Annotated in this window: 22 protein-coding genes; all 22 read left to right on the top strand. The window is 61.6% G+C overall.

Annotated elements, in window-relative coordinates; genetic code table 11:
• The first annotated feature begins 112 nt into the window (after window positions 1-112).
• The 22 genes from HSDC_RS15375 to HSDC_RS15280 all read left to right on the top strand — a co-directional run bounded on the left by HSDC_RS15375 (window position 113) and on the right by HSDC_RS15280 (window position 18,239).
• On the top strand, window positions 113-391 hold the full coding sequence (locus HSDC_RS15375; RefSeq protein WP_064700835.1) for a hypothetical protein: 279 nt from the start codon (window positions 113-115) through the stop codon (window positions 389-391).
• A 261-nt stretch (window positions 392-652) separates the two neighbouring features.
• The gene (locus HSDC_RS15370) at window positions 653-1,246 is read left to right on the top strand and encodes a terminase small subunit (RefSeq protein ID WP_082920078.1); all 594 of its coding nucleotides are present in this window, start codon (window positions 653-655) and stop codon (window positions 1,244-1,246) included.
• 67 nt (window positions 1,247-1,313) lie between these two features.
• Window positions 1,314-3,179 carry a phage terminase large subunit family protein gene (locus HSDC_RS15365; protein ID WP_244883835.1) on the top strand — a complete coding sequence of 622 codons (1,866 nt, stop codon included), beginning with the start codon at window positions 1,314-1,316 and terminating at the stop codon, window positions 3,177-3,179.
• Window positions 3,176-3,406 carry a DUF6148 family protein gene (locus HSDC_RS15360; RefSeq protein ID WP_064700833.1) on the top strand — a complete coding sequence of 77 codons (231 nt, stop codon included), beginning with the start codon at window positions 3,176-3,178 and terminating at the stop codon, window positions 3,404-3,406. Before HSDC_RS15365 ends, HSDC_RS15360 begins: the two co-directional genes overlap by 4 nt.
• A 2-nt stretch (window positions 3,407-3,408) precedes the next feature.
• On the top strand, window positions 3,409-5,064 hold the full coding sequence (locus HSDC_RS15355; RefSeq protein ID WP_064700832.1) for a phage portal protein: 1,656 nt from the start codon (window positions 3,409-3,411) through the stop codon (window positions 5,062-5,064).
• A 37-nt stretch (window positions 5,065-5,101) separates the two neighbouring features.
• Window positions 5,102-6,325 (top strand): S49 family peptidase, encoded by a 1,224-nt coding sequence (locus HSDC_RS15350; protein WP_064700831.1) that lies wholly within the window; start codon window positions 5,102-5,104, stop codon window positions 6,323-6,325.
• A 37-nt stretch (window positions 6,326-6,362) separates the two neighbouring features.
• Window positions 6,363-6,716, top strand: a complete 354-nt coding sequence (locus tag HSDC_RS15345; RefSeq protein ID WP_082920077.1) for a head decoration protein — start codon at window positions 6,363-6,365, stop codon at window positions 6,714-6,716.
• 63 nt (window positions 6,717-6,779) lie between these two features.
• Window positions 6,780-7,811: a major capsid protein gene (locus HSDC_RS15340; protein ID WP_064700830.1), complete on the top strand. Its 1,032-nt coding sequence runs from the start codon at window positions 6,780-6,782 to the stop codon at window positions 7,809-7,811.
• Window positions 7,812-7,867: 56 nt separating this feature from the next.
• On the top strand, window positions 7,868-8,152 hold the full coding sequence (locus HSDC_RS15335; RefSeq protein WP_064700829.1) for a hypothetical protein: 285 nt from the start codon (window positions 7,868-7,870) through the stop codon (window positions 8,150-8,152).
• Window positions 8,153-8,154: 2 nt separating this feature from the next.
• The gene (locus HSDC_RS15330) at window positions 8,155-8,454 is read left to right on the top strand and encodes a head-tail joining protein (protein ID WP_064700828.1); all 300 of its coding nucleotides are present in this window, start codon (window positions 8,155-8,157) and stop codon (window positions 8,452-8,454) included.
• A gap of 11 nt (window positions 8,455-8,465) precedes the next feature.
• A complete protein-coding gene (locus HSDC_RS15325) occupies window positions 8,466-9,077 on the top strand; it encodes a hypothetical protein (RefSeq protein WP_064700827.1) in 612 nt (203 codons plus the stop codon).
• The gene (locus HSDC_RS15320) at window positions 9,074-9,478 is read left to right on the top strand and encodes a phage tail terminator protein (protein ID WP_064700826.1); all 405 of its coding nucleotides are present in this window, start codon (window positions 9,074-9,076) and stop codon (window positions 9,476-9,478) included. The genes HSDC_RS15325 and HSDC_RS15320 overlap by 4 nt, the downstream gene beginning before the upstream one ends.
• 12 nt (window positions 9,479-9,490) lie before the next feature.
• Window positions 9,491-9,679 carry a hypothetical protein gene (locus HSDC_RS16790; RefSeq protein ID WP_137055357.1) on the top strand — a complete coding sequence of 63 codons (189 nt, stop codon included), beginning with the start codon at window positions 9,491-9,493 and terminating at the stop codon, window positions 9,677-9,679.
• Complete coding sequence (locus HSDC_RS15315) at window positions 9,666-10,607, top strand: phage tail tube protein (RefSeq protein ID WP_082920076.1); 942 nt, start codon at window positions 9,666-9,668, stop codon at window positions 10,605-10,607. The genes HSDC_RS16790 and HSDC_RS15315 overlap by 14 nt, the downstream gene beginning before the upstream one ends.
• A 9-nt stretch (window positions 10,608-10,616) precedes the next feature.
• The gene (locus tag HSDC_RS15310) at window positions 10,617-10,958 is read left to right on the top strand and encodes a hypothetical protein (protein WP_064700824.1); all 342 of its coding nucleotides are present in this window, start codon (window positions 10,617-10,619) and stop codon (window positions 10,956-10,958) included.
• Window positions 10,931-11,290 carry a DUF1799 domain-containing protein gene (locus HSDC_RS15305; RefSeq protein ID WP_064700823.1) on the top strand — a complete coding sequence of 120 codons (360 nt, stop codon included), beginning with the start codon at window positions 10,931-10,933 and terminating at the stop codon, window positions 11,288-11,290. The genes HSDC_RS15310 and HSDC_RS15305 overlap by 28 nt, the downstream gene beginning before the upstream one ends.
• A 38-nt stretch (window positions 11,291-11,328) precedes the next feature.
• Window positions 11,329-11,754 (top strand): hypothetical protein, encoded by a 426-nt coding sequence (locus tag HSDC_RS16785; RefSeq protein WP_219810289.1) that lies wholly within the window; start codon window positions 11,329-11,331, stop codon window positions 11,752-11,754.
• 12 nt (window positions 11,755-11,766) lie between these two features.
• On the top strand, window positions 11,767-14,562 hold the full coding sequence (locus tag HSDC_RS15300) for a hypothetical protein (RefSeq protein WP_137055352.1): 2,796 nt from the start codon (window positions 11,767-11,769) through the stop codon (window positions 14,560-14,562).
• Window positions 14,559-15,020: a hypothetical protein gene (locus HSDC_RS15295; RefSeq protein WP_064700821.1), complete on the top strand. Its 462-nt coding sequence runs from the start codon at window positions 14,559-14,561 to the stop codon at window positions 15,018-15,020. Before HSDC_RS15300 ends, HSDC_RS15295 begins: the two co-directional genes overlap by 4 nt.
• Window positions 15,021-15,093: 73 nt before the next feature.
• Window positions 15,094-16,998 (top strand): hypothetical protein, encoded by a 1,905-nt coding sequence (locus HSDC_RS15290; RefSeq protein ID WP_064700820.1) that lies wholly within the window; start codon window positions 15,094-15,096, stop codon window positions 16,996-16,998.
• 11 nt (window positions 16,999-17,009) lie between these two features.
• The gene (locus HSDC_RS15285; protein ID WP_064700819.1) at window positions 17,010-17,747 is read left to right on the top strand and encodes a LamG-like jellyroll fold domain-containing protein; all 738 of its coding nucleotides are present in this window, start codon (window positions 17,010-17,012) and stop codon (window positions 17,745-17,747) included.
• Window positions 17,748-17,750: 3 nt separating this feature from the next.
• A complete protein-coding gene (locus HSDC_RS15280; protein ID WP_064700818.1) occupies window positions 17,751-18,239 on the top strand; it encodes a DUF1833 family protein in 489 nt (162 codons plus the stop codon).
• The last annotated feature ends 3 nt before the right edge of the window (window positions 18,240-18,242 follow it).

Below are 18,242 nucleotides of genomic sequence, written 5' to 3'. Positions count from 1 at the left end.
CGGCAGATGGAACAGATGACCGCTGCCCTGCGAGATCGTGATGAACGCCTGCAGCGCGAGGGAGAGCTCGTCGACCTCATGCGGCAGGCAGCCCGAGACCTGGAGCGTACCGATGCCGAGACTGCTGATTGGGCTGATCAGTTCGTGCCTTCTGCTGCTCGTGAGTGGCTGCGTCGGCTCCCAGCCAAAGACGGTGCGAGTGCCGGTGATAGTGACGCCGGAGGTGCCGCCACACCTGGTGGAACCACTGCCGGCCCCGAGTCGAGCGGAGATGACGCACAACCGGGATCTGCTGCAGCTGCTCGCTGACTATGAATCGCTCCGCCGCCGCGCCAACGCGGATCGCGCCGCCGTGGTGGAGATCCTGAGCAACGATGTAGGAGTCGAGTGATGTTCCGCAGCACCTGGAAACCCTGCTGCTGGTCGTTGCATGGTGGGCTATCAGGCCGTTCCTCTGGCCCGGCAAGCAGGTCAAGCGGCTGACACGCTATGTCGATCGGCGCCTTCGGTCTGGCCGGCGATGAGCCCCTTCGGGGGTATGCCGCGGGTCCTTCCAGGGGGCCCGGCCACGTATACGGGGCCGCAGCAGCGCAGAATTCGTGCAGCTGAATTTTTGCCATGGCTTCCTTACTTTTCAGCGAGTTGATCTTCCATGACGGCATCGGAACTGCTCCAGGCTTGCTGCCAGGCGATGACGAACTGGCGTGAAGCTGGCTATCCCGATGAAGCCAACAAGCGAAACCTGGCCGAGATCCTCGGGATCTCCGAAAGGTCGCTGACTGACTGGCAGAAGGATGGGATGCCGGTGCTGCACTCTGCCGGTCGTGGCGGTAGCAACCGGTACAGCGTCGGGGAGGCCATTGAGTGGATGCTGGCTCGGGCGGCCGAGGCGAGCCGAGAGTCGGCAAAGGATCGATTGGACCGTTTGCGTGGCGACCAGCTAGAACGCGACATGCTCAAGGAAGATGACGTTTTGGTCATGCCGGAAGACCTGGATGTTGAGTACGCCGCTATGGTCGAGGCCGCGCGCGCCGAGATGCTGTTCAACATGCCCGACGCACTGGCGGCGGAACTGACCGCCATCATGGGCGACGAGATCGACGTATCGATCATCCGCCGTCACGTCGAAGCCGCTCTGACGACACTGAGCCACTATGACCCAAGCGATGACATCGAGCCAGGCGAACCGTCTGGAGCCGAAGATGCGAGCGCGCTTGAAGAGGAACGCGAAGCGCTGGACTCGTAACCTGGCTCGGCAGTTTGCCCCGCCCGAGAACATCACCACCCTGGAGTGGGCGAACAAGCATCGTTGGATGAGCGAGGTCGAAACGGCCAGGCCCGGCAAGTACAGCATCCACGTGACGCCGGCGTTGGCACTCCCTGGTGGTCCGCTCGAGGCGCTGGACGACCCGAATGTCGAAGAGGTGTGCTGCCAGAAATCGGCTCAGGTGGCATGGACATCCGGTGTGCTCGGCAACGCGCTGGGTCGCTGGATCGATGTCGATCCCTCGCCTGTTATCGGGTTGTTCCCCAAGGATGGGGCGGCCAAGGAGTACGTCGCCGAGAAGTTCGAGCCGATGGTCGAGGCCACACCTCGGCTACGCAACAAGATCGACCTGCGTTCGCGCAAGCTGCAGCAACGCCAGCAGTTCAAGCGGTTCCCTGGCGGCTTCCTGAAACTGGTCGGCTCGAACTCGCCGGCATCGGTGAAGTCGACGCCGAGTCCGCGAGGGTTCGTCGAGGAGCCAGATGACTGCAACTTGAACCTGAAAGGGCAAGGCGACTCAATCCTGCTGCTCAAGGAGCGGGGCAAGACCTACGGTCGAGGTAGGAAAAAGTACATCATCGGCGGCACGCCGACCATTGCCGGCATCTCGTCCATCGAAGCCGAGATGCAGCATAGCGATCAACGCCGCTGCATGGTGCCGTGCCACCATTGTGGAGAGCGTCACGAGCTGTCGTTCGACAACCTGGTTTGTCCGACGGATCCGGACCAACGGCACCCCGTGTACGGCAGTTACCAGCCGGAGCGCACCATCTACGCGTGCCCGCATTGCGGCGGCGAATGGAACGATCAGCAGAAAAACGCCAATCTGCGTCGCGGGGAATGGGTAGCCATGGCCCAGTTTCGGGGCATTGCCGGCTATTACATGAACGAGCTGCTCAGCACCTTCCCGGACTCGCGCTTTGCGCGACTCATGGAGAAGTGGCTGTCGGCCAAGCACGCGGCGGACGAGGGCGACTTCAGCGACTTGATCGTGTTCACCAACAGCTCGATGGGCTTGCCCTACGAGTTCAAGGGGGACACGCCGGAGATCGAGGAGCTGCAGGATCGCGCCGAAGACTACGCCGAGAAGACGGTCCCGCGTGGTGGGTTGCTGCTCACGGCCGGAGTCGACGTCCAACACGATCGTCTGGCGGTGATCATTCGCGCTTGGGGACGTGGCGAGGAGAGCTGGTTGGTCTACTGGGGTGAGCTCTATGGCAACCCCATCGACAAGGCCGACCCGGTCTGGAATGAGCTGGACAGCCTACTGACTACTGGATTCGAGCACGACAGTGGGGCGACACTGCGGGTCGCGGCCGTGGGCGTCGACAGCTCAGACGGGCAGACTAGTGACTCCGTCTACCATTACGTCCGCGCGCGGCAGCGGCATGGCGTCATGGCCGTCAAGGGGGCCTCGCTGAATAGCGAGAATCGCGAGATCTTCAGCCGTCCCAAAGTCTCGGACGACACGAACCGGACCAATACCAAGGCTGACAAGTATGGTCTCCGGCCTTTCATCGTCGGCACGCACAAGGCCAAGGACCTCATCCTCGAGGCCCGCATCCATTTGCATGGCTCAGGCCCTGGACGGATGCACTGGTACCGAAGCGTTCGCGCCGATTACTGGCAGCAGCTGACCGCCGAGGTCAAGGCGCCACATCCACGCAATCCGCGGAAGCGTGTATGGCAGAAAAAATCCGGCGTCCACAACGAGGCGCTGGATTGCGAGGTTTATGCGCTCCACGCGGCACGCTCCAGCCGGACGCACGTGATGCGCGAGCGGGACTGGGATGCGCTCGAACAGACTCTGACTCAACCAACACTCTTTGATGCCCCGGCTGGGACTGCGGCCCCGGTCGGTGTGTCTGGTCGCCGGCGGCGGCGGCGAATGAACAGGAACCACAGCGCATGAGCACCGAGACCGAGACCTATACCGAGCGCCTGCGCAAGGTACGCGAGGCCATCGACCAGATCCTGTCCGGTTCGCAGAGCTGGATGCTGGGGAACAAGCAGTATACCCGCGCCACCCTCAGCACCCTGTACGACATGGAAAAGCGCTACGCCAAGCTTGCTAACCAGGAACAGGCTGCTGCCCGTGGCAGGGGTGGTCGTAGCCGTGTTCGTTATATCGGGTTTTGATCATGCTGAAGTCACTGTTTCAGTCGCGCAGCCTGAACGATGTGCGTGAACAGGCTGCTCGAGACGAGGTGCGACGACTGGCTGAAACGGCACCGACACCTCGTGCCAACACTGGCAGCGAAACCCGACACCGTGGCGCAAGTCGCATGCTCCGCTCGATGATGAGCTGGTTGCCGGGGCTCGGCAGTCCGCGACAGGACACTCCGACGGGTGAGCGTGAAACGCTGATCAGTCGCTCCCGTGATGCCTACCGCAACCACATGCTGGGGCGCGCGGCCATCAACCGCGCAGCCACCAATGTGGTCGGCATGGGCCTGACCGTCCGGCCGAATGTCGACGGCCAGGCCCTGGGACTCAACGAGGAAGAGACCGCACAGCTTAACGACGAGTTGGCTCGTGGCTTTCGGCTGTGGGCCGAGGATCCTGCCGAGTGTGATGCCGAGGCTGGGCAGGATTTCTACATGCTCCAACGCCTGGCATTCATCAGTGCGCTGGTCAGCGGCGACGTCTTTGGCCTGACGCCCAATGTGCGACAGATCGGCGGCCTCTTCGGTACCAAGCTGCAGCTGGTCGAAGCGGAAAGAGTGGGTTCGCCGCTCACTGGCCCGGAGCGTCGCAATGAAGTGGATGGTATACGCGTCGACTCGATCGGTCGGCCGATAGCCGTCAGGATCTGTGACGGTTACCCCAGCGATCACACCACCGATCAGGACTGGACATGGGTGCCGGTATTCGGTGAACGCACCGGTCGTCGGCGCGTCTTGCACCTGATGAACGAGAAGGGGCGGCCAGGCCAGGTGCGTGGTGTTCCGTATCTGGCCCCGATCCTCGAGGCGCTGCAGAAACTCGAGCGTTTCAGCCAGGCGGAACTGACAGCGGCGGTGATCAGCGCGATGTTCACCGTTGCCATCAAGCACGACGCTTCCGAAGGTGACCAAAGTCTCGGAGGCGCCACGATGTGGGATGAGCAGAGTGACGATCCGAGCAAGCCCGAGCGCCCGGTCGTAACCTCCAATCAGGACGATACGCCCGACGGCGACAATCTGACCCTGGGTGAGGGCGCTGTCTGGGACCTCGAGGAAGGTGCTGAGCCGGTACCGATCAGCCCCGACAGGCCGAACGCGCAGTTCGACCCGTTCTTCATGGCCATCGTCAAGGAGATTGGCGCCGCCCTGGAACAGCCGTCCGAGGTGCTGATGATGCACTTCAGTACCAGTTACACCGCGGCTCGGGCCGCTTTCAACCAGCTTTGGAAGTTCATCAAGCAACGCCGGCACCACTTGACCGTGCAGTTCTGCCAGCCGGCCTATGAACTGGTGGTAGACGAGCTCGTGGCCAGCGGGCGCATCAAGGCGCCCGGTTATCGCGACCCAGCCAAGCGCCGTGCCTACGTGCGGGCGCTGTGGATTGGCGAGCCACTGGGCTCGCTCAATGAGCAGGTCGACGCCAGGGCAGCTACCGAACGCATCGCCAATGGCACCAGTAATGAGCACCTGGAAACCATGGCGTTTCACGGTGAAGACTGGCACGACGTAGCCCAGGATCGCGCCCGGGAAATTCGCTGGAAGCGAGAGAACGGCGTGCCGATCTATGTCGGCGGCAAGGTGCATGATCCCGAGCCGCCGGATCCCAATCGAAACAATGATGACACCGACTGACCCGCCAATCCGGCGGGTCTTTTCGTAGGAGACGCCCATGCCCCGCACCGCCTTCGAGCTGGCGGCCAGTCGTACCTGGCTGATGACCGCCGAGGCGCTGGACACCCTACTTGCCGTCGCCGATCGCCAGGGTGATGTCGAGGCCCTGGAGGCACGCCTCGGTCGACCTCTGGACAACACCCGCAATGTGACGGTGCGCGATGGCGTGGCCGTGGTCCCGATCACAGGCCCGGTGTTCCGATACGCCAACCTGTTCACTGAGATCAGCGGCGCTGTCAGCACCGAGATGCTGGTCAAGGACATCCAGACCGCACTCGATGATCCAGGCATCCAGGGCATCGTGCTCAACATCGACAGTCCTGGTGGTGAGGCGACCGGCATCAACGAACTGAGCGACCTGATCTACAACGCCCGAGGGCAGAAGCCGATCAAGGCCTATGCCGGCGGCCAGATGGCCAGCGCACTCTACTGGGTCGGCAGCGCTGCCGACGAGGTGATCGTCGACGACACCGCCCAGCTGGGCAGCGTTGGCGTGGTGCTCAGCCTGCGCAAGCGCGAGGACCGTCCTGGCGAGAAGAGCTACGAGATCGTCTCCAGCAACGCACCCAACAAACGGCCCGACCCCGAGACCGAGGCCGGCCGTGCCCAGTTGCAGGCGCGCACCGACGAGTTGGCCGCCGTGTTCCTGGACAAGGTCGCCCGCAACCGAGACCTCCCACGCGATGAGGTCAACGACCGGTTCCGTCAGGGAGGCGTTGCCACTGGAGCCCTGGCGGTGGAGGCCGGCATGGCCGACCGCCTCGGCTCCCTGGAATCCGTCATCGCCGAGCTGGCCGGCACATCCGCCAGTAGCCAACCGAGGAGCACCATCATGACCACCGTTAAGACCACGGCCGAACTGCAGGCCGCGATCGAGGCCGGCACCGACCCGAAGTCCATCAAGATCGCCGAGCCCGAAGCAGTCGATACCGACAAGCTCAACACCGAGGCCACCGAGGCCGAGCGTGCGCGTTGCAAGGGCATTCTCGAACTGGCTTCGCCGGGCTTCGAGAAGGAGGTGGCGGCGGCCATCGATGAAGGCACGAGCGTGGAAGCGACCGGACTCAAGTTGTTCCGAGCCGCTCAGGACCGGGGCATCTCTCTGTCCGACATCGCTGCCGACGGTACGCAGACCAGCACCGCCCAGCCTCCCAAGGATGACAAAGAGGGCGAAGAGCGGAAGTCCGCGGTCTCTGCCATCACCGGCGCCTGGAAGGACTAAGGCGCCCAGTCTCCCATCACGATAGAGGATCCTGACCATGCCCGGCATGACCCAGACCAATCATCCCGACCGTAACGGCATCAGCGGTGGCAATTTCCCGCGTCGCTACATGACCGTAACCATCGAAGCCGGCCAGGTGCAGCCGGCCGGCGCCGTACTCGGAAAAGTAACGGCGAGCAGCGAGTACAAGCTCTCGGCGTCGGCTGCCGGTGACGGCAGTGAATCGCCCTCCGTCGTGCTATTCGACGACGTCGATGCTTCTGGCGGTGCTGTCGAGGCCGAGGTGCAGATCAGCGGGGACCTCCGTGGCGAGAAGCTGACTATCGGTACCGGCCACACCATCGACAGCGTGCGCGAGGCCCTGCGACCCCTGTCTCTGTTCGTCGACTAATCGGCTCGGCCAAGGCCTGTCTCAGCCTGTGTCTCCCTGACATTTCCGACGAGGAAACCTCTCATGCCTGTAAATCTGTTTGATACCCGCACGATGCTGGAGGCCGTGGAGAAGATGAAGCGCTCCCGACGCTTCCTCACCACGTTGTTCTTCGGTGCCCCCACGCGCAACTTCACGACCCAGCATGTCGACATCGACATTATCAAGGGCAAGCGCAAGATGGCGCCCTTCGTTCGTCCTAATCGACCGGGCCACATCGTGGACCGTGCTGGGAGCGTGATGCGTTCCTACACGCCGGCCTATGTGAAACCCAAGCTCGAAACCACGGCAGGCCTACTGCTCAACCAGCGTTCGCCGGGCGAAGCCCTCTATTCTGCACGCACACCGCTTGACCGCGCGGGTGAGCAGATGGCGCGTGACTTCGATGAACTGGACGACCAGATCAGTCGCCGCGAAGAATGGATGGTGGCCCAAGCCCTGACCAGCGGCCAGGTGAACGTGGTGGGGGATGGTGTCGACGATGTCGTCGATTTCCAGATGGACGCCAGCCACATCATCACCGAGGCAACTCCATGGACGGACGCCGGCGGCGATCCGATCGGCAACCTGCGCAAGTACAAGCGCCTCATTGCCAAGGACAGCGGCCGCACCGGTGCCGCGGCGGTGCTCAGTGTGGAGGCGGCCGACGCCATGCTCGACAACGAGGACTTCCGGAAGAAGCTCGATACGCGTCGTATCGACCTGGGCATGATTCGCCCCGAGGAACTGCCTGACGGTGTGACCTATCTGGGCTATCTGCGCGATCCCGGCATCGACCTCTACACCTACGAGGAGTGGTACCTCGATGATAATGGAGTCGAGGAGCCAATGATTCCGCCGGGCGGGCTGGTTGTCGGCCCGACCACCAGTCGTTGTTCCATGCTCTATGGCGCGATCCAGGACGTGCGGGCGATTGAGGGCGCGCTGTTCGATGTTGATCGTTATCCCAAGAGTTGGATCGAGGACGATGAGGGCGTGCGCTTCCTGTCGATGCAGTCTGCGCCTTTGCCGGGCTACCACGAGCCGGACGCCTTCGTGTTCGCCACCGTCGCATGATCCCACCCCGCTTCGGCGGGGTGATTCATTTCTGACCTGACACCACAGGAGGCCCCATGGCCAAGCAATTCATCGTCGCCCGTGGCGAGATCCAGCAAGGTCCCAAGGTCATCGCCCACGAAGGCGAGGAATACAAACCCAAGAATGCCGCTGAGCGAGACCGGCTGGTGTCTCGCGGTGTGCTAGTCGAGGTGGAGGGCAACCGCAAGGGTGGCAGCCAGGCCGCCGCCTCCTCAGGTAGTGGCAATGAAACACCGCCTGCCGGCAGTGGCCAGCAAGGTGACGGCAACCAGGGCGATGAAGGCGCTGGAAGCGCCGGTGACCAGAATCCAGGCAGCTGACCATGAGTCGCTTCGACGACGAGGTCCGCGTGGATCTGCGTGGCATCTATGCCGATGCCGGCGACCTCGCGGACTACCAGGGGGCGTCGACCGCCTCGGACATTTTGGTCGTGATCGACCGTGACTGGCAGGTCTACGACAAGGATCAATTGCCCATGCGGGTCACCACGATCAGCGTCATGATTGCCGACGTCCCGGAGTCCCGGCAGGGGGACCAGATCGATGTTGCCTCTGACCGCGTCTGGACTGTCCAGGAAGTGCTCGAGGACGACGGCCACGAGCGTCGCCTCTGGGTGTCCTGACAGGAGGGAACATGCTGGACCTCAAGTACGACATCCGCGACTTTCAGGGCCTTAAGAAGCGCTTCGGGAAAGAGGGCGCCCAGAGCGTCGAGAAGGCACTGATCTGGTCCACTGACCGCATGGCCAGCCGTGCAGCCACCTATATATCGAAGGACCTGCGCGGCACCTATGCGATCAAGGCGCGGGAGATCAAGGGCCACCTCAAGATCCATCGTGTTCGCCGGGACCCGACTCGCGCGCTGCTGTACACCGGCAAGCGGTTACCACTTGAGCAGTTCAGCCCCAAGCAACGCTGGGTGTCGGTCAATCCACGTCGTACGGTGCAGAGTGGGCCACGCAAGGGGAAGCTGGCACGTCGTCGTGGTGTGACGGTCCGTGTGCGCAAGGACAAGGGTAGGCAGATCGTCCCCGGTGGCTGGCAAGCCAAGAATCACATATTGCGTCGTGCTGATCAGGGTGATAACGCCAGCCAGCCGCGCATCCAGTATGGACCGTCAGTGCCGGGAATGGTGGCCCATCCCTCGACCATCGAAGGTGCGCAGGACTTGGTGCGGCGAGAGCTCCCCAAGGAATTCAGCGGGCGCCTGGATTATCTCCTCAGCAAGAAGATGGGGCAGTCATGACCGATCCCGACATCATCGACGCCATGATCCAACGGGTGCGCGACCAGTGCCCTGGGCTGGCGACTGTCGACGAGGCCTGGTTCGCCGAGCCAATCGATAACCTCGATGCTCAGACACCAGCAGCGCTGATCTACCTCGCGGAGGACAGCGCCTCCGGTGACATGGAGACCATCCGACCAACGCAGCGCATCACTCTCAGTTATGGCATCTGGCTGGTGTGCAAGCGCCCCGACTTTCGCCCGCAGCGGCATGCCATCCGCCAGGCGTTGTTCGGCCATGGCTTCAGCGAAACCCATGACTCGATGGCCTACCGAGGTGGCCAGACAACCGACATCCGCGGCGAGCTGATCTGGTGGCGCGAGTTCTGGAACGTCGACACCTGGCTGCGCGGTACCCAGTAAGAGGAAATTCCCATGTCTATTTCATCCGGCGGGCGTTACGTCGTCCGTGACGGTGAGCCTGTGCTCGTCGAACGCACTCAAGAGCCGGGCGCCGAGCCTGACCAACCCAGCGTCCAGCCAGCCCCGGCCGAGCTTACCGAGCAGCCGGCCCCGCCTGAACTGAGTGACGAACAAGAGGATGCCGACGATGCTGACGCGTAAGCAAATGATCCTGGTCAAGATGGAAACCACCTATGCCCAGGACTCCACCCCGGATGGCTCCAATCGTATTTTCGTGGCCGAGCTGGAGGTCAATCCCTACGAGGGCGACCGTCAGGAGATCCCGCGCATCCGCGACTCGATGGGGGCCAATGCGGAGGGCAATGTCGCGCCCTACGTGACGGCAACGATCACAGCTGGCCTGGCGGGCAGTGGTACCAAGGGCACGCCGCCTGTGTTCGGTCCTCTCCTGCGTGCCTGTGGTCTGTCGGAGACGATTGATACGGAGACAGCTGGTGATGAAAAGGTCATCTACCAGCCGGTGACGGACAACATCGAGAGCTGCACCATCTACTACCTGCAGGATGGCCAGCAGCAGCGCATCACCGGTGCGCGTGGGACGCTCACCCTGGATGCGACACGAGGGCAATACCCGACCCTGCAGTTCACCATGACCGGCCTCTATCACAAGCCCGAGGCAGCCAGCCCGGTCACCATCTCGCCGATCACCCAGCAGGACGAAGTCCCCGTCAACAAGCAGAACACCGGGACCTTCTCGGTTCACGGCTACGCGGCGTGTGGCGAATCGCTCTCAATGGAGCTGGGCAATGAAGTCGTCCATCGCAACCTGATCGGCTGCGAAAAGGTGTTCATCACCGATCGCGCTGCCACGGGCGAGATCAATGTCGAGGCGCCGAACATCGGCACCAAGGACTACTTCGCCGCCGTGGAGTCCCATCAGGGCTTTACGCCGGGTGCCATCAATCTCGTTCACGGCACCACCCCCGGCAACATCGTGCAGTTCGATGCTCCCAAGACGCAGTTGTCGAGCATCACCAGCCAGGACAGCGACGGCATCGTCCATTACCAATTGGGGGCGCGCTATCTCCCGGATGCCGGCAACGACGAATTCACCCTCACGTTCAAGTAAGGAGCCCGCATGTTCGTACTCAAGGAAATCCCCGACGTCGAGGTCGATGTCGAAATCCATGTGCCGGGCGAGGCCGAGCCGAGCACTCTGCAGGCGCGCTGGCGCTTGCATCCCTGGTCCGCCTTCAAGGCGAGGGTCGAGCAGATCCAGTCAGGTGAGATCGACGACGAGCATCTGGTCGAGGCCGACCTGCTCGAGCTCAAGGGCATCAAGGACGAGAACGGTGAACCGCTGGCTCACTCCCCTGAATTGGTAGCCCAGCTGATGGAGATCGGCTTCGTGCGTCGGCCGCTGATTCTCAGCTGGTACAAGGCCCAGGAAGGGTGGGAGGCCACGGCGGCAAAAAACTGAAGGCGGCCGGGCGTTATTGGGCGACATCAGGACGCCCGGCCAAGCTCGAGGAAGAGGCTGAGGCATGGGGCCTGGATCTCGACGACAAGACCCGCCAGGCCCAGCACTGCGAAGTGTGGGAGGAACACCAGACCGCGCTCGACGTCTTCCTTGCCTGCGACCGACAGTGGCGCATCGTAGCCGGTATGGCGGGCGTCTGGTACCAGGGCATCGATGCCACGGCGCTGCAGGCCACCATGCAGATGATGGGGGTGGAGGACATGCGCTCCACCTTGTGGCAGGTGCAGCAGATCGAGGCTGGGGCTGTGGAGAACCTTAACGAATGTCGCTAAGGTATAGGTTCAGCACATATTGGATAAGGGTTGAAGTTATGAAAGGAACTGTCTTTCTGATTAGTGTAGTCGCACTGCTTGTAATTCTTTCGGGATGCGCAGCCTCGATACCGGATAAGAATAACGAAACTTCTCGTGGCAGCTCGTTCCCATCATGGATGCCGTCAGACGCAAAGAGAGAGACGTACTCCCTAACTCCCGAAGAGGTAAATGTCGCTAAGGAAAAAGTTAAGTCACAGCTAAAGGATCCGGAGTCAGCTCGTTTTGGTGATAAGATTTATGGTACGAGAGAAGTTGGTAATGCATCAGGGGAGAATGCTGTCTGCGGAACTGTGAATGCTAAAAATGGTTTCGGGGGTTATGCAGGGGAAGTTCGGTTTGCGATTTTTAATGATGATGTTTTTTTGCCAACAGAAATGTTGAGTCATAAGGGGCTTGCTGTGTTACGTCTGTGTAAGACATAACCACTAGATTACTTGAAAAATAAAACACCCGCCATGCTGGCGGGTTTTTTATTCCTGAAAAGGTTCATCATGGCCAAGAACTTCAAGACAGGACTGATCATCACCGGAGATTCTAAGGGTGGTGTCAGGGCCGTACGCGCGACTTCATCTGAAATCCGCAAGCTCAACCAGGATTTCGATGCAGGGTCAAAACGTGCGCGCTCATATGGCAATGAGACCCGTGAGACGGCCCGTGAATTAGAGTTCTTGAAACAGCATGCCTTGGGCGTTGGTGCCGCGATTGCCGGAGCTTTTGCTGCTAACAACCTTGCTCAGCAGGCTGTGATGATCCGTAACACGGATGTGTTGGCACAATCTCTACAGGTCAACACCAAGACACTCCAGCAGTGGCAGTTCGCGGGCAAGCAAGTAGGGCTTGAAGCCGATAAGATTGGCGACATCTTCAAGGATGTCAGCGATAAGGTGGGTGACTTCGCTGCCACTGGCGGTGGTGAGGCCAAGGACCTCTTCGAGAATCTCAATCTCGATATACGTGAACTGCAGTCACTGAGCCCGGACCGGCAGATCCTTCGCATTGCAGAAGCCATCAACCAGGTCGAGGATCCCAACCAGCGCGCGTTCTACTTCGAGAGTCTTGCTGACGAGATGGTTCGCCTGCAGCCCTTGCTCTCCAATGGTGCTCAGGGGCTGCGTGAAGCAGCCGATATGGCCGATGCTCTGGGCGTGGCCATGGATGATGTAGAGGTGCGCCGTGCCGTCCAGGCCGCTGAGGCTATGGATCAGTTGCAGGGTGTGGCACAGGGCCTTTCCAACACTCTGATAGCCGACCTTGGCCCAGGCCTGGCAAATTCTGCTCGCACTGCTACCGATTTCATTGATGAAATGGGCGGAGCCGATGAGGTTTTAAATCGGGTGATAAATGTGGCCGCCGTGCTGGCCACTGTATATCTGGCTCGTCGATTGGGACCTGGTCTGCTCAAGGTTGGTCGCCAAGGGCTTGCTGCTGGAGGGAATATAGCAACAGGCTTGGTAATGGCGACGGGGGCAACGGGGCCTCTGAATCGAGCACTGGTGGTTACTCAGGGGCGTATCGCAGCTACAGCTGCTGCAAGTCGAGCGTTGACAGGCGCGGTTGGAATGTTGGGTGGCCCTGCCGGGGTAGCCATTCTTGCCGCCAGCGGGATTTATGCATTCAGGGAAGAGTTGGGTTTAGTTGCGCCCGAGCTGGAGGCTAATCGAGATCGAGTTGCCGAACTGACAGGTAACCTTCGAGATTTAAGCAAGGCAGCGGTAGAAAACCGCATATCAAAACTAAAAGCGGACTTGGCCGATCTCCAGACTGAGTTCATCGACATAACACAACTGGGGTCGTCCGCTGACTCACAGCGGATAACTGGCTCTGGCGCTCTAGGTGTTGCTGCTGGAGAGGTAGGTCGACAGTCTCGAGCGATTCAGAAGTACGCTGAAGAAGGTGTAACAGGAATACATGGCCCCGAGACTGAAGCGAAGATTGTCAATCACCAGCAGGCGATCTCGGAACTCGAGGAATATTACGAACAACTTGGTGACACCGGATCGCGCACGTGCGGTAATTTGGCATCGAAGTCGTCCGAAGCCGCAAAGGAGGCTGAAAAGCTCGAGAATCGCTTCAAGTCGACAGCTGCCCAATTGGAGCGTGAGCTGACGCTTTATGGTGAGACGGGGCGTACCGCGCAGCTGCGTTACAATTTGGAGAGCGGCGAGCTGAAAGGGCTGGCCAGCGACCGACAGGCTTACCTGCTGAGCCTCAGTCGCGAGCTGGAGGCCTTGGAGAAGCGTGATCGCCTGATCGGCCAGTATCTCCCACAACTGGAAAAGCTCAAGACGCTGCAGCGCGACGCCCAGGCGATCGAGGGCATGGGCGGCAACCTGGGCAATCTGGCGGCCAAGCAACTCGAAAAGGAAGTCGGCAATCTCGCGACCCAGGGGCTCGACCCCCCAGGGAGGCTGGACGCCAGCGTCGGTGGTCCGTTTGCGGAACGGGACCGGATGCGCCAGGAGATGGAGGTCTATCGCGAGCAGTACCAGCAGCGGCTCGAGCTGCTACGCGAATTCAGCAGTGAAGAGTATGGCGTCCAGTCTCAGGCCAAGGCGGCCCTGCAACAGCTCGAGGCGCAACACCAGCAGACCCTGCGCAACTATGAGGTGCAGAGCCAGCAGGCCACGTTGAAAGGCTATGCCCAGATGTTCGGCGGCCTGGCCAATCTATCGGCGACCTTCGCGGGTGACTCCGCCGGCATCACCAAGGCGCTGATCGGGTTCCAGCAGGTGGCCAACATCGCCCAGATGCTCGGCTATCTGGGGGTAGGGACTGCTCGTCAGTTCGCGGACCTGCCCTGGTACGCTGCAGTGGGCACCGCAGCCAGTGTCGGCGCGCAGATCGGTTCACTGATCAACACGGTGCGCGGGGTCGAGACGCCCTCCATCCCCAGCTTCAACGCTTCCAGCTATGCCGGGGCCTTTGATACTGGTGGCCGCATCCCCGCCGGACAGTGGGGCATTGCCGGCGAACGGGGGCCCGAGGTGATCGAGGGCCCTGCCCGGGTTACCTCGCGGCGTGACACCGCCAAGATGCTGGGAGGCATGAACGTCTCTGTCGGCGTGAACTTGATCGAGGATGCTTCGCGAGCGGGTCAGGTCAATCAGCGACAGGATGTTGATGGCAACCAGGTCGTCGACATCGTGGTCTCCAACATCTTCAGCGGAAGTGGTCGCATCCCTCAAGCGATGGAGACTCGCTGGCCTCTCAAAAGCCAAGGGTGGAAATGATGGCGGTCCCATATCCCAGTGACGAGCTGCCACCGCCGAGCCTGGACGGCTATCAGCTGAACCCCGGGCAGACCTTCGAGCGCTCGGACTTGGCCAGTGGTCGTGCGATCCAGCGCGAGGGATTCGGCAGCGTGCCGACCAGGGCGCCGGTGCAGTGGATGTTCAACCAGGCGGAATATATGCGCTTCACAGGCTGGTTCTTCCATGAAATCCGCAAGGGGGCCTCCTGGTTCGAAGGGCCGATGAAGACCAACATCGGCATTCGCAACTTCAAGCTGCGCTTCAGGCGCATGTACCAGGCGGTCCCATCGGGGCCGTATTACTGGATTGTCTCGGCGGAGCTCGAGATCCGTGAGCACCCCGTCATCGAACGCGACTGGATCCTCTACGGCCCCGAGTACGTGCGTTGGGGCTCGATATTCGACCTTGCCATGAACCGGGACTGGCCCGAGCAGTAGCCAGCCCGACGACCCGATAGCTCACAGCCGCCCACGAGGCGGTTTTTTTGTGCCCGGATGACAGGACAATGCCATGGCCAACAATACTGGCAACCCGCTCAACTCGGTAGATCCTCGCGACCTGCAGGATAACGCTCAGAATTTCGACAAGGCGGTGAATGATCTGGAGGGCGACACCTGGACGGATCGATTCGGGCGCCCTCGCAAAACCTACAGCGCGGTCGAGAAAGAGGTCGAGGGGCTCCTGGTGGCCGGCGGCACCATCTTCCCCGACGAGCCGACCGGCCGTGCCGCCGTGGAGGATGGGCAATATTTTTTCGCCGAGAGTGTCGACCCCGACATCTCTCGAGTGTTGTGGCAGCGCATCGATGCCAACTCCTCACGCCGGGTCGCAGAGGATCCCGATGTCGAGATGGTCCGCGCCATCGCAGAGTCGTTCGATGTCGGGGATTCGCCGGAGGCACATACCTATTTCACGGACCTGGTCGGGCAGATCGTTGCCACCCTGTTTGCCGACGGGAAGCTGACGTCGCACGGCTATGAGCTCGGCACCGCTCTCGTTGAAGGGCTGAGGCTCTTCGACACGAACGGGTTTTTTCCTGTCGATATTGGGCTGTCGGGGGCGAGTCTCTACGGCGTCGATATTGAAGCGACGCCGAATGATGATACGGCTCTGGTCGACAAGTACGGCTTCCTGATCTCCGGTGTGTATGGCGGTGAGGCCGTTCAGGCATTTGCCCCGGGCCACGGGGTGGCCAGAAAGAAGACGCCCGCCCTCGAGGCGGCTATCCGCACGGCCATTCAGCACATCATCCTCTACGGCCAGTCCCTGTCGATCGGTAGCAACGGTGAGCCACCGATCAGCACGTCGCAGCCCTATCAGAACGTCATGCTGTCCAGCGGCGTGCGAATCGGGCAGCACGGCAACGGCTACAACGCCTCGTCGTTCGCGCCCCTGATCGAGCAGCTCAACGACACCCGCTTCGGTGAAACGCCCGCCTCCGGTGCAGCCAACGGCATCACGCGACGCGCCCTGGAGAACGGTGGCCTCGAGGAGCAGTACAAGTTCCTGGTCACCTCCAGCGGCCGAGGTGGGCGCCGTGTCGACGAGCTGGTCCCGGGACAGCCGAACGGCGACTGGGAATTGACGGTACGCGCCATCCAGGATGCCAAGGCTCTGTGCGATGCCCAGGGCATCAGCTATAGCGTTCCCTGCATGCTGTGGCTTCAGGGCAACGCCAATGTCTGGCATCAGGCCGAGGACAGTCTGCCCGAGGACTACATCGAGCGATGGCTGGGTCAGATGTGGACGCCGATGAAAGAGGAGATCTACCGGATCACCGGGCAGGCCAGCATCCCCTACATGTTCACCTACCAGGCGGCCCTCAATCCGGAGAACACCGACGTTCCCTACATTGGCCCGCAGACGGCCCAGTGGCGGGCGTCGATGACGTATGACGACGTGGTGATGTTCGCTCCCTCGTATTTCTTCCCGCGCAATCCGGATGACGTGCATGCCTCCAACGAGGGCTACTGGCTCATCGGTGAGTACGCCGCCCGGGCCATGTACCAGACCCTCTACCAGCGGAAGAAATTCCGCCCCCTGGAGCCGGTATCCGTGGTGTGGGGGGCGAGCTCCATCGTCCTGAAACTCCATGTCCCCATGGGCAGCGTCGTGATCGACGACGCGCTGTTCCCGACACTGCCCAATGCCGGCTTCGAGATCCGCGAGTCGTACCGCTCCACCAACTTGGTGACCGGCGCCATTACCGGTGCCGCCGTGACGGGCGATGACGAGGTCACTCTGACGCTCGACACCAACGTGACGATCCCGGATACGGCCGTCCTCCAGTACCCCCAGGGCAATGTCCGGGACACCGCTGGCCTGTGGGACAAGGCCACCTCCCCGCTGGGCAACGAGTTCGCCTTGCACAATGCGCTTGTCACCTTCCACTACTCACGCAAATTCGGATTCTGAGGACCTCGACCATGGGTATGATTCTCCGCGCCAACATCGACGCCTCGAACTACGCCAAGAAGGCAGCCAGTAACGTGTCGAACGGCCTGAAATTGATGGGCTTTTTCGATACCTCGATCGACAAGGCCACCCGCGATTTCTCCACCCAGTCCGATGCCAATCTGTCGGAGTCCGGGAATGTCACGGTGGCCGGCGACCATTGCGGTCTCCACGTCTATGACGGCTATATCCAGACCGACGTGGCCGCCCCGGACAACCTGACGTTGTTCACGGTAATGCGCTTCCCCAACGCTGGGGCGACCACCACGTCCCCCTCGCAACGGGGTGCCCTGTTCTCCAATTGGGAGGGAACGTCAATGACCGAGGGCGGTATGCACTTCGGCTACCAGCTCAACGACACCATCAACGTGGGGCTGGTGCTCGACGGCAACATGCTCAGCATCTTCGGCAATTTCGCCGACCACACGCTGTGGCGCCTGGTCGTGGTCACCTATGACAACACGAGCAAGACGCTCCGCCTGCGCTCGCCCACCGACGGCCTCGACCTGACTAATACCGGGACCGGTGAGCCCACAGACAGCGGCAAGCCGTTCCGTATCGGCTCCCACTACGCCGGCATTTCGCAAGAGGGGCCCAGCGAGGTTTCCCAACTGCGCTTCTACGACCGGGTGCTCACCGAGGACGAGATCACCGAGGTCATCGGTGAGATGCGCCGGTACGAGTCCGTGCATAACAACCGCACGGTGTAAGCCATGGAAGACCTGCTCGAAACCGTCTATGCCTCGGCGCTGGAGGGGCATGCTCGCCTCCAGACGTTGGAGATCATCTCGCCCTCGCAGACCAAGCGGATCTGCAGTGGCTACGATGATGTGGCACTGGGGCTCGAGACCGGCGAGACCGTCGGGTTCCTGGCGTCCGGCATGCAGGTGGCGCTGCCCGATCTCAACGATAGCGGCCAGCAGCTCCTGACATTTGCCGTCGAGAATCTGTCCGGCGAGGTGCAGCAGGGGGTCGACACCGCCCTGGCAGACGGGGTCCCGGTGGATGTCATCTATCGGGAATACCTGTCTTCCGACCTCACGGCGCCGGCCAAGCCGCCGAACCGGTTCGTGCTCTACGACGCGGATTTCAAGGACGCCCGCGCCGAGCTGACCGCCAGTTTCTTCGACATCATCGCCACCGCGTATCCCCGCGAGCGCTACACCGTCCAGCGCTTCCCGGCCATGAAACACATCGGGTGAGCC

It is taken from the genome of Halomonas caseinilytica (assembly GCF_001662285.1).
GTDB classification, from domain to species: domain Bacteria; phylum Pseudomonadota; class Gammaproteobacteria; order Pseudomonadales; family Halomonadaceae; genus Halomonas; species Halomonas caseinilytica.
Note: the sequence above shows the minus strand (reverse complement) of the source record. Positions and strands in the feature narration are given on the sequence as shown.

Excerpts from the sequence above, each read along its gene's own strand:
- HSDC_RS15375 (WP_064700835.1), top strand. The coding sequence starts at position 113 with ATGCCGAGACTGCTGATTGGGCTGATCAGTTCGTGCCTTCTGCTGCTC.
- HSDC_RS15370 (WP_082920078.1), top strand. The coding sequence starts at position 653 with ATGACGGCATCGGAACTGCTCCAGGCTTGCTGCCAGGCGATGACGAAC.
- HSDC_RS15365 (WP_244883835.1), top strand. The coding sequence starts at position 1,314 with ATGAGCGAGGTCGAAACGGCCAGGCCCGGCAAGTACAGCATCCACGTG.
- HSDC_RS15360 (WP_064700833.1), top strand. The coding sequence starts at position 3,176 with ATGAGCACCGAGACCGAGACCTATACCGAGCGCCTGCGCAAGGTACGC.
- HSDC_RS15355 (WP_064700832.1), top strand. The coding sequence starts at position 3,409 with ATGCTGAAGTCACTGTTTCAGTCGCGCAGCCTGAACGATGTGCGTGAA.
- HSDC_RS15350 (WP_064700831.1), top strand. The coding sequence starts at position 5,102 with ATGCCCCGCACCGCCTTCGAGCTGGCGGCCAGTCGTACCTGGCTGATG.
- HSDC_RS15345 (WP_082920077.1), top strand. The coding sequence starts at position 6,363 with ATGCCCGGCATGACCCAGACCAATCATCCCGACCGTAACGGCATCAGC.
- HSDC_RS15340 (WP_064700830.1), top strand. The coding sequence starts at position 6,780 with ATGCCTGTAAATCTGTTTGATACCCGCACGATGCTGGAGGCCGTGGAG.
- HSDC_RS15335 (WP_064700829.1), top strand. The coding sequence starts at position 7,868 with ATGGCCAAGCAATTCATCGTCGCCCGTGGCGAGATCCAGCAAGGTCCC.
- HSDC_RS15330 (WP_064700828.1), top strand. The coding sequence starts at position 8,155 with ATGAGTCGCTTCGACGACGAGGTCCGCGTGGATCTGCGTGGCATCTAT.
- HSDC_RS15325 (WP_064700827.1), top strand. The coding sequence starts at position 8,466 with ATGCTGGACCTCAAGTACGACATCCGCGACTTTCAGGGCCTTAAGAAG.
- HSDC_RS15320 (WP_064700826.1), top strand. The coding sequence starts at position 9,074 with ATGACCGATCCCGACATCATCGACGCCATGATCCAACGGGTGCGCGAC.
- HSDC_RS16790 (WP_137055357.1), top strand. The coding sequence starts at position 9,491 with ATGTCTATTTCATCCGGCGGGCGTTACGTCGTCCGTGACGGTGAGCCT.
- HSDC_RS15315 (WP_082920076.1), top strand. The coding sequence starts at position 9,666 with ATGCTGACGCGTAAGCAAATGATCCTGGTCAAGATGGAAACCACCTAT.
- HSDC_RS15310 (WP_064700824.1), top strand. The coding sequence starts at position 10,617 with ATGTTCGTACTCAAGGAAATCCCCGACGTCGAGGTCGATGTCGAAATC.
- HSDC_RS16785 (WP_219810289.1), top strand. The coding sequence starts at position 11,329 with ATGAAAGGAACTGTCTTTCTGATTAGTGTAGTCGCACTGCTTGTAATT.
- HSDC_RS15295 (WP_064700821.1), top strand. The coding sequence starts at position 14,559 with ATGATGGCGGTCCCATATCCCAGTGACGAGCTGCCACCGCCGAGCCTG.
- HSDC_RS15290 (WP_064700820.1), top strand. The coding sequence starts at position 15,094 with ATGGCCAACAATACTGGCAACCCGCTCAACTCGGTAGATCCTCGCGAC.
- HSDC_RS15285 (WP_064700819.1), top strand. The coding sequence starts at position 17,010 with ATGGGTATGATTCTCCGCGCCAACATCGACGCCTCGAACTACGCCAAG.
- HSDC_RS15280 (WP_064700818.1), top strand. The coding sequence starts at position 17,751 with ATGGAAGACCTGCTCGAAACCGTCTATGCCTCGGCGCTGGAGGGGCAT.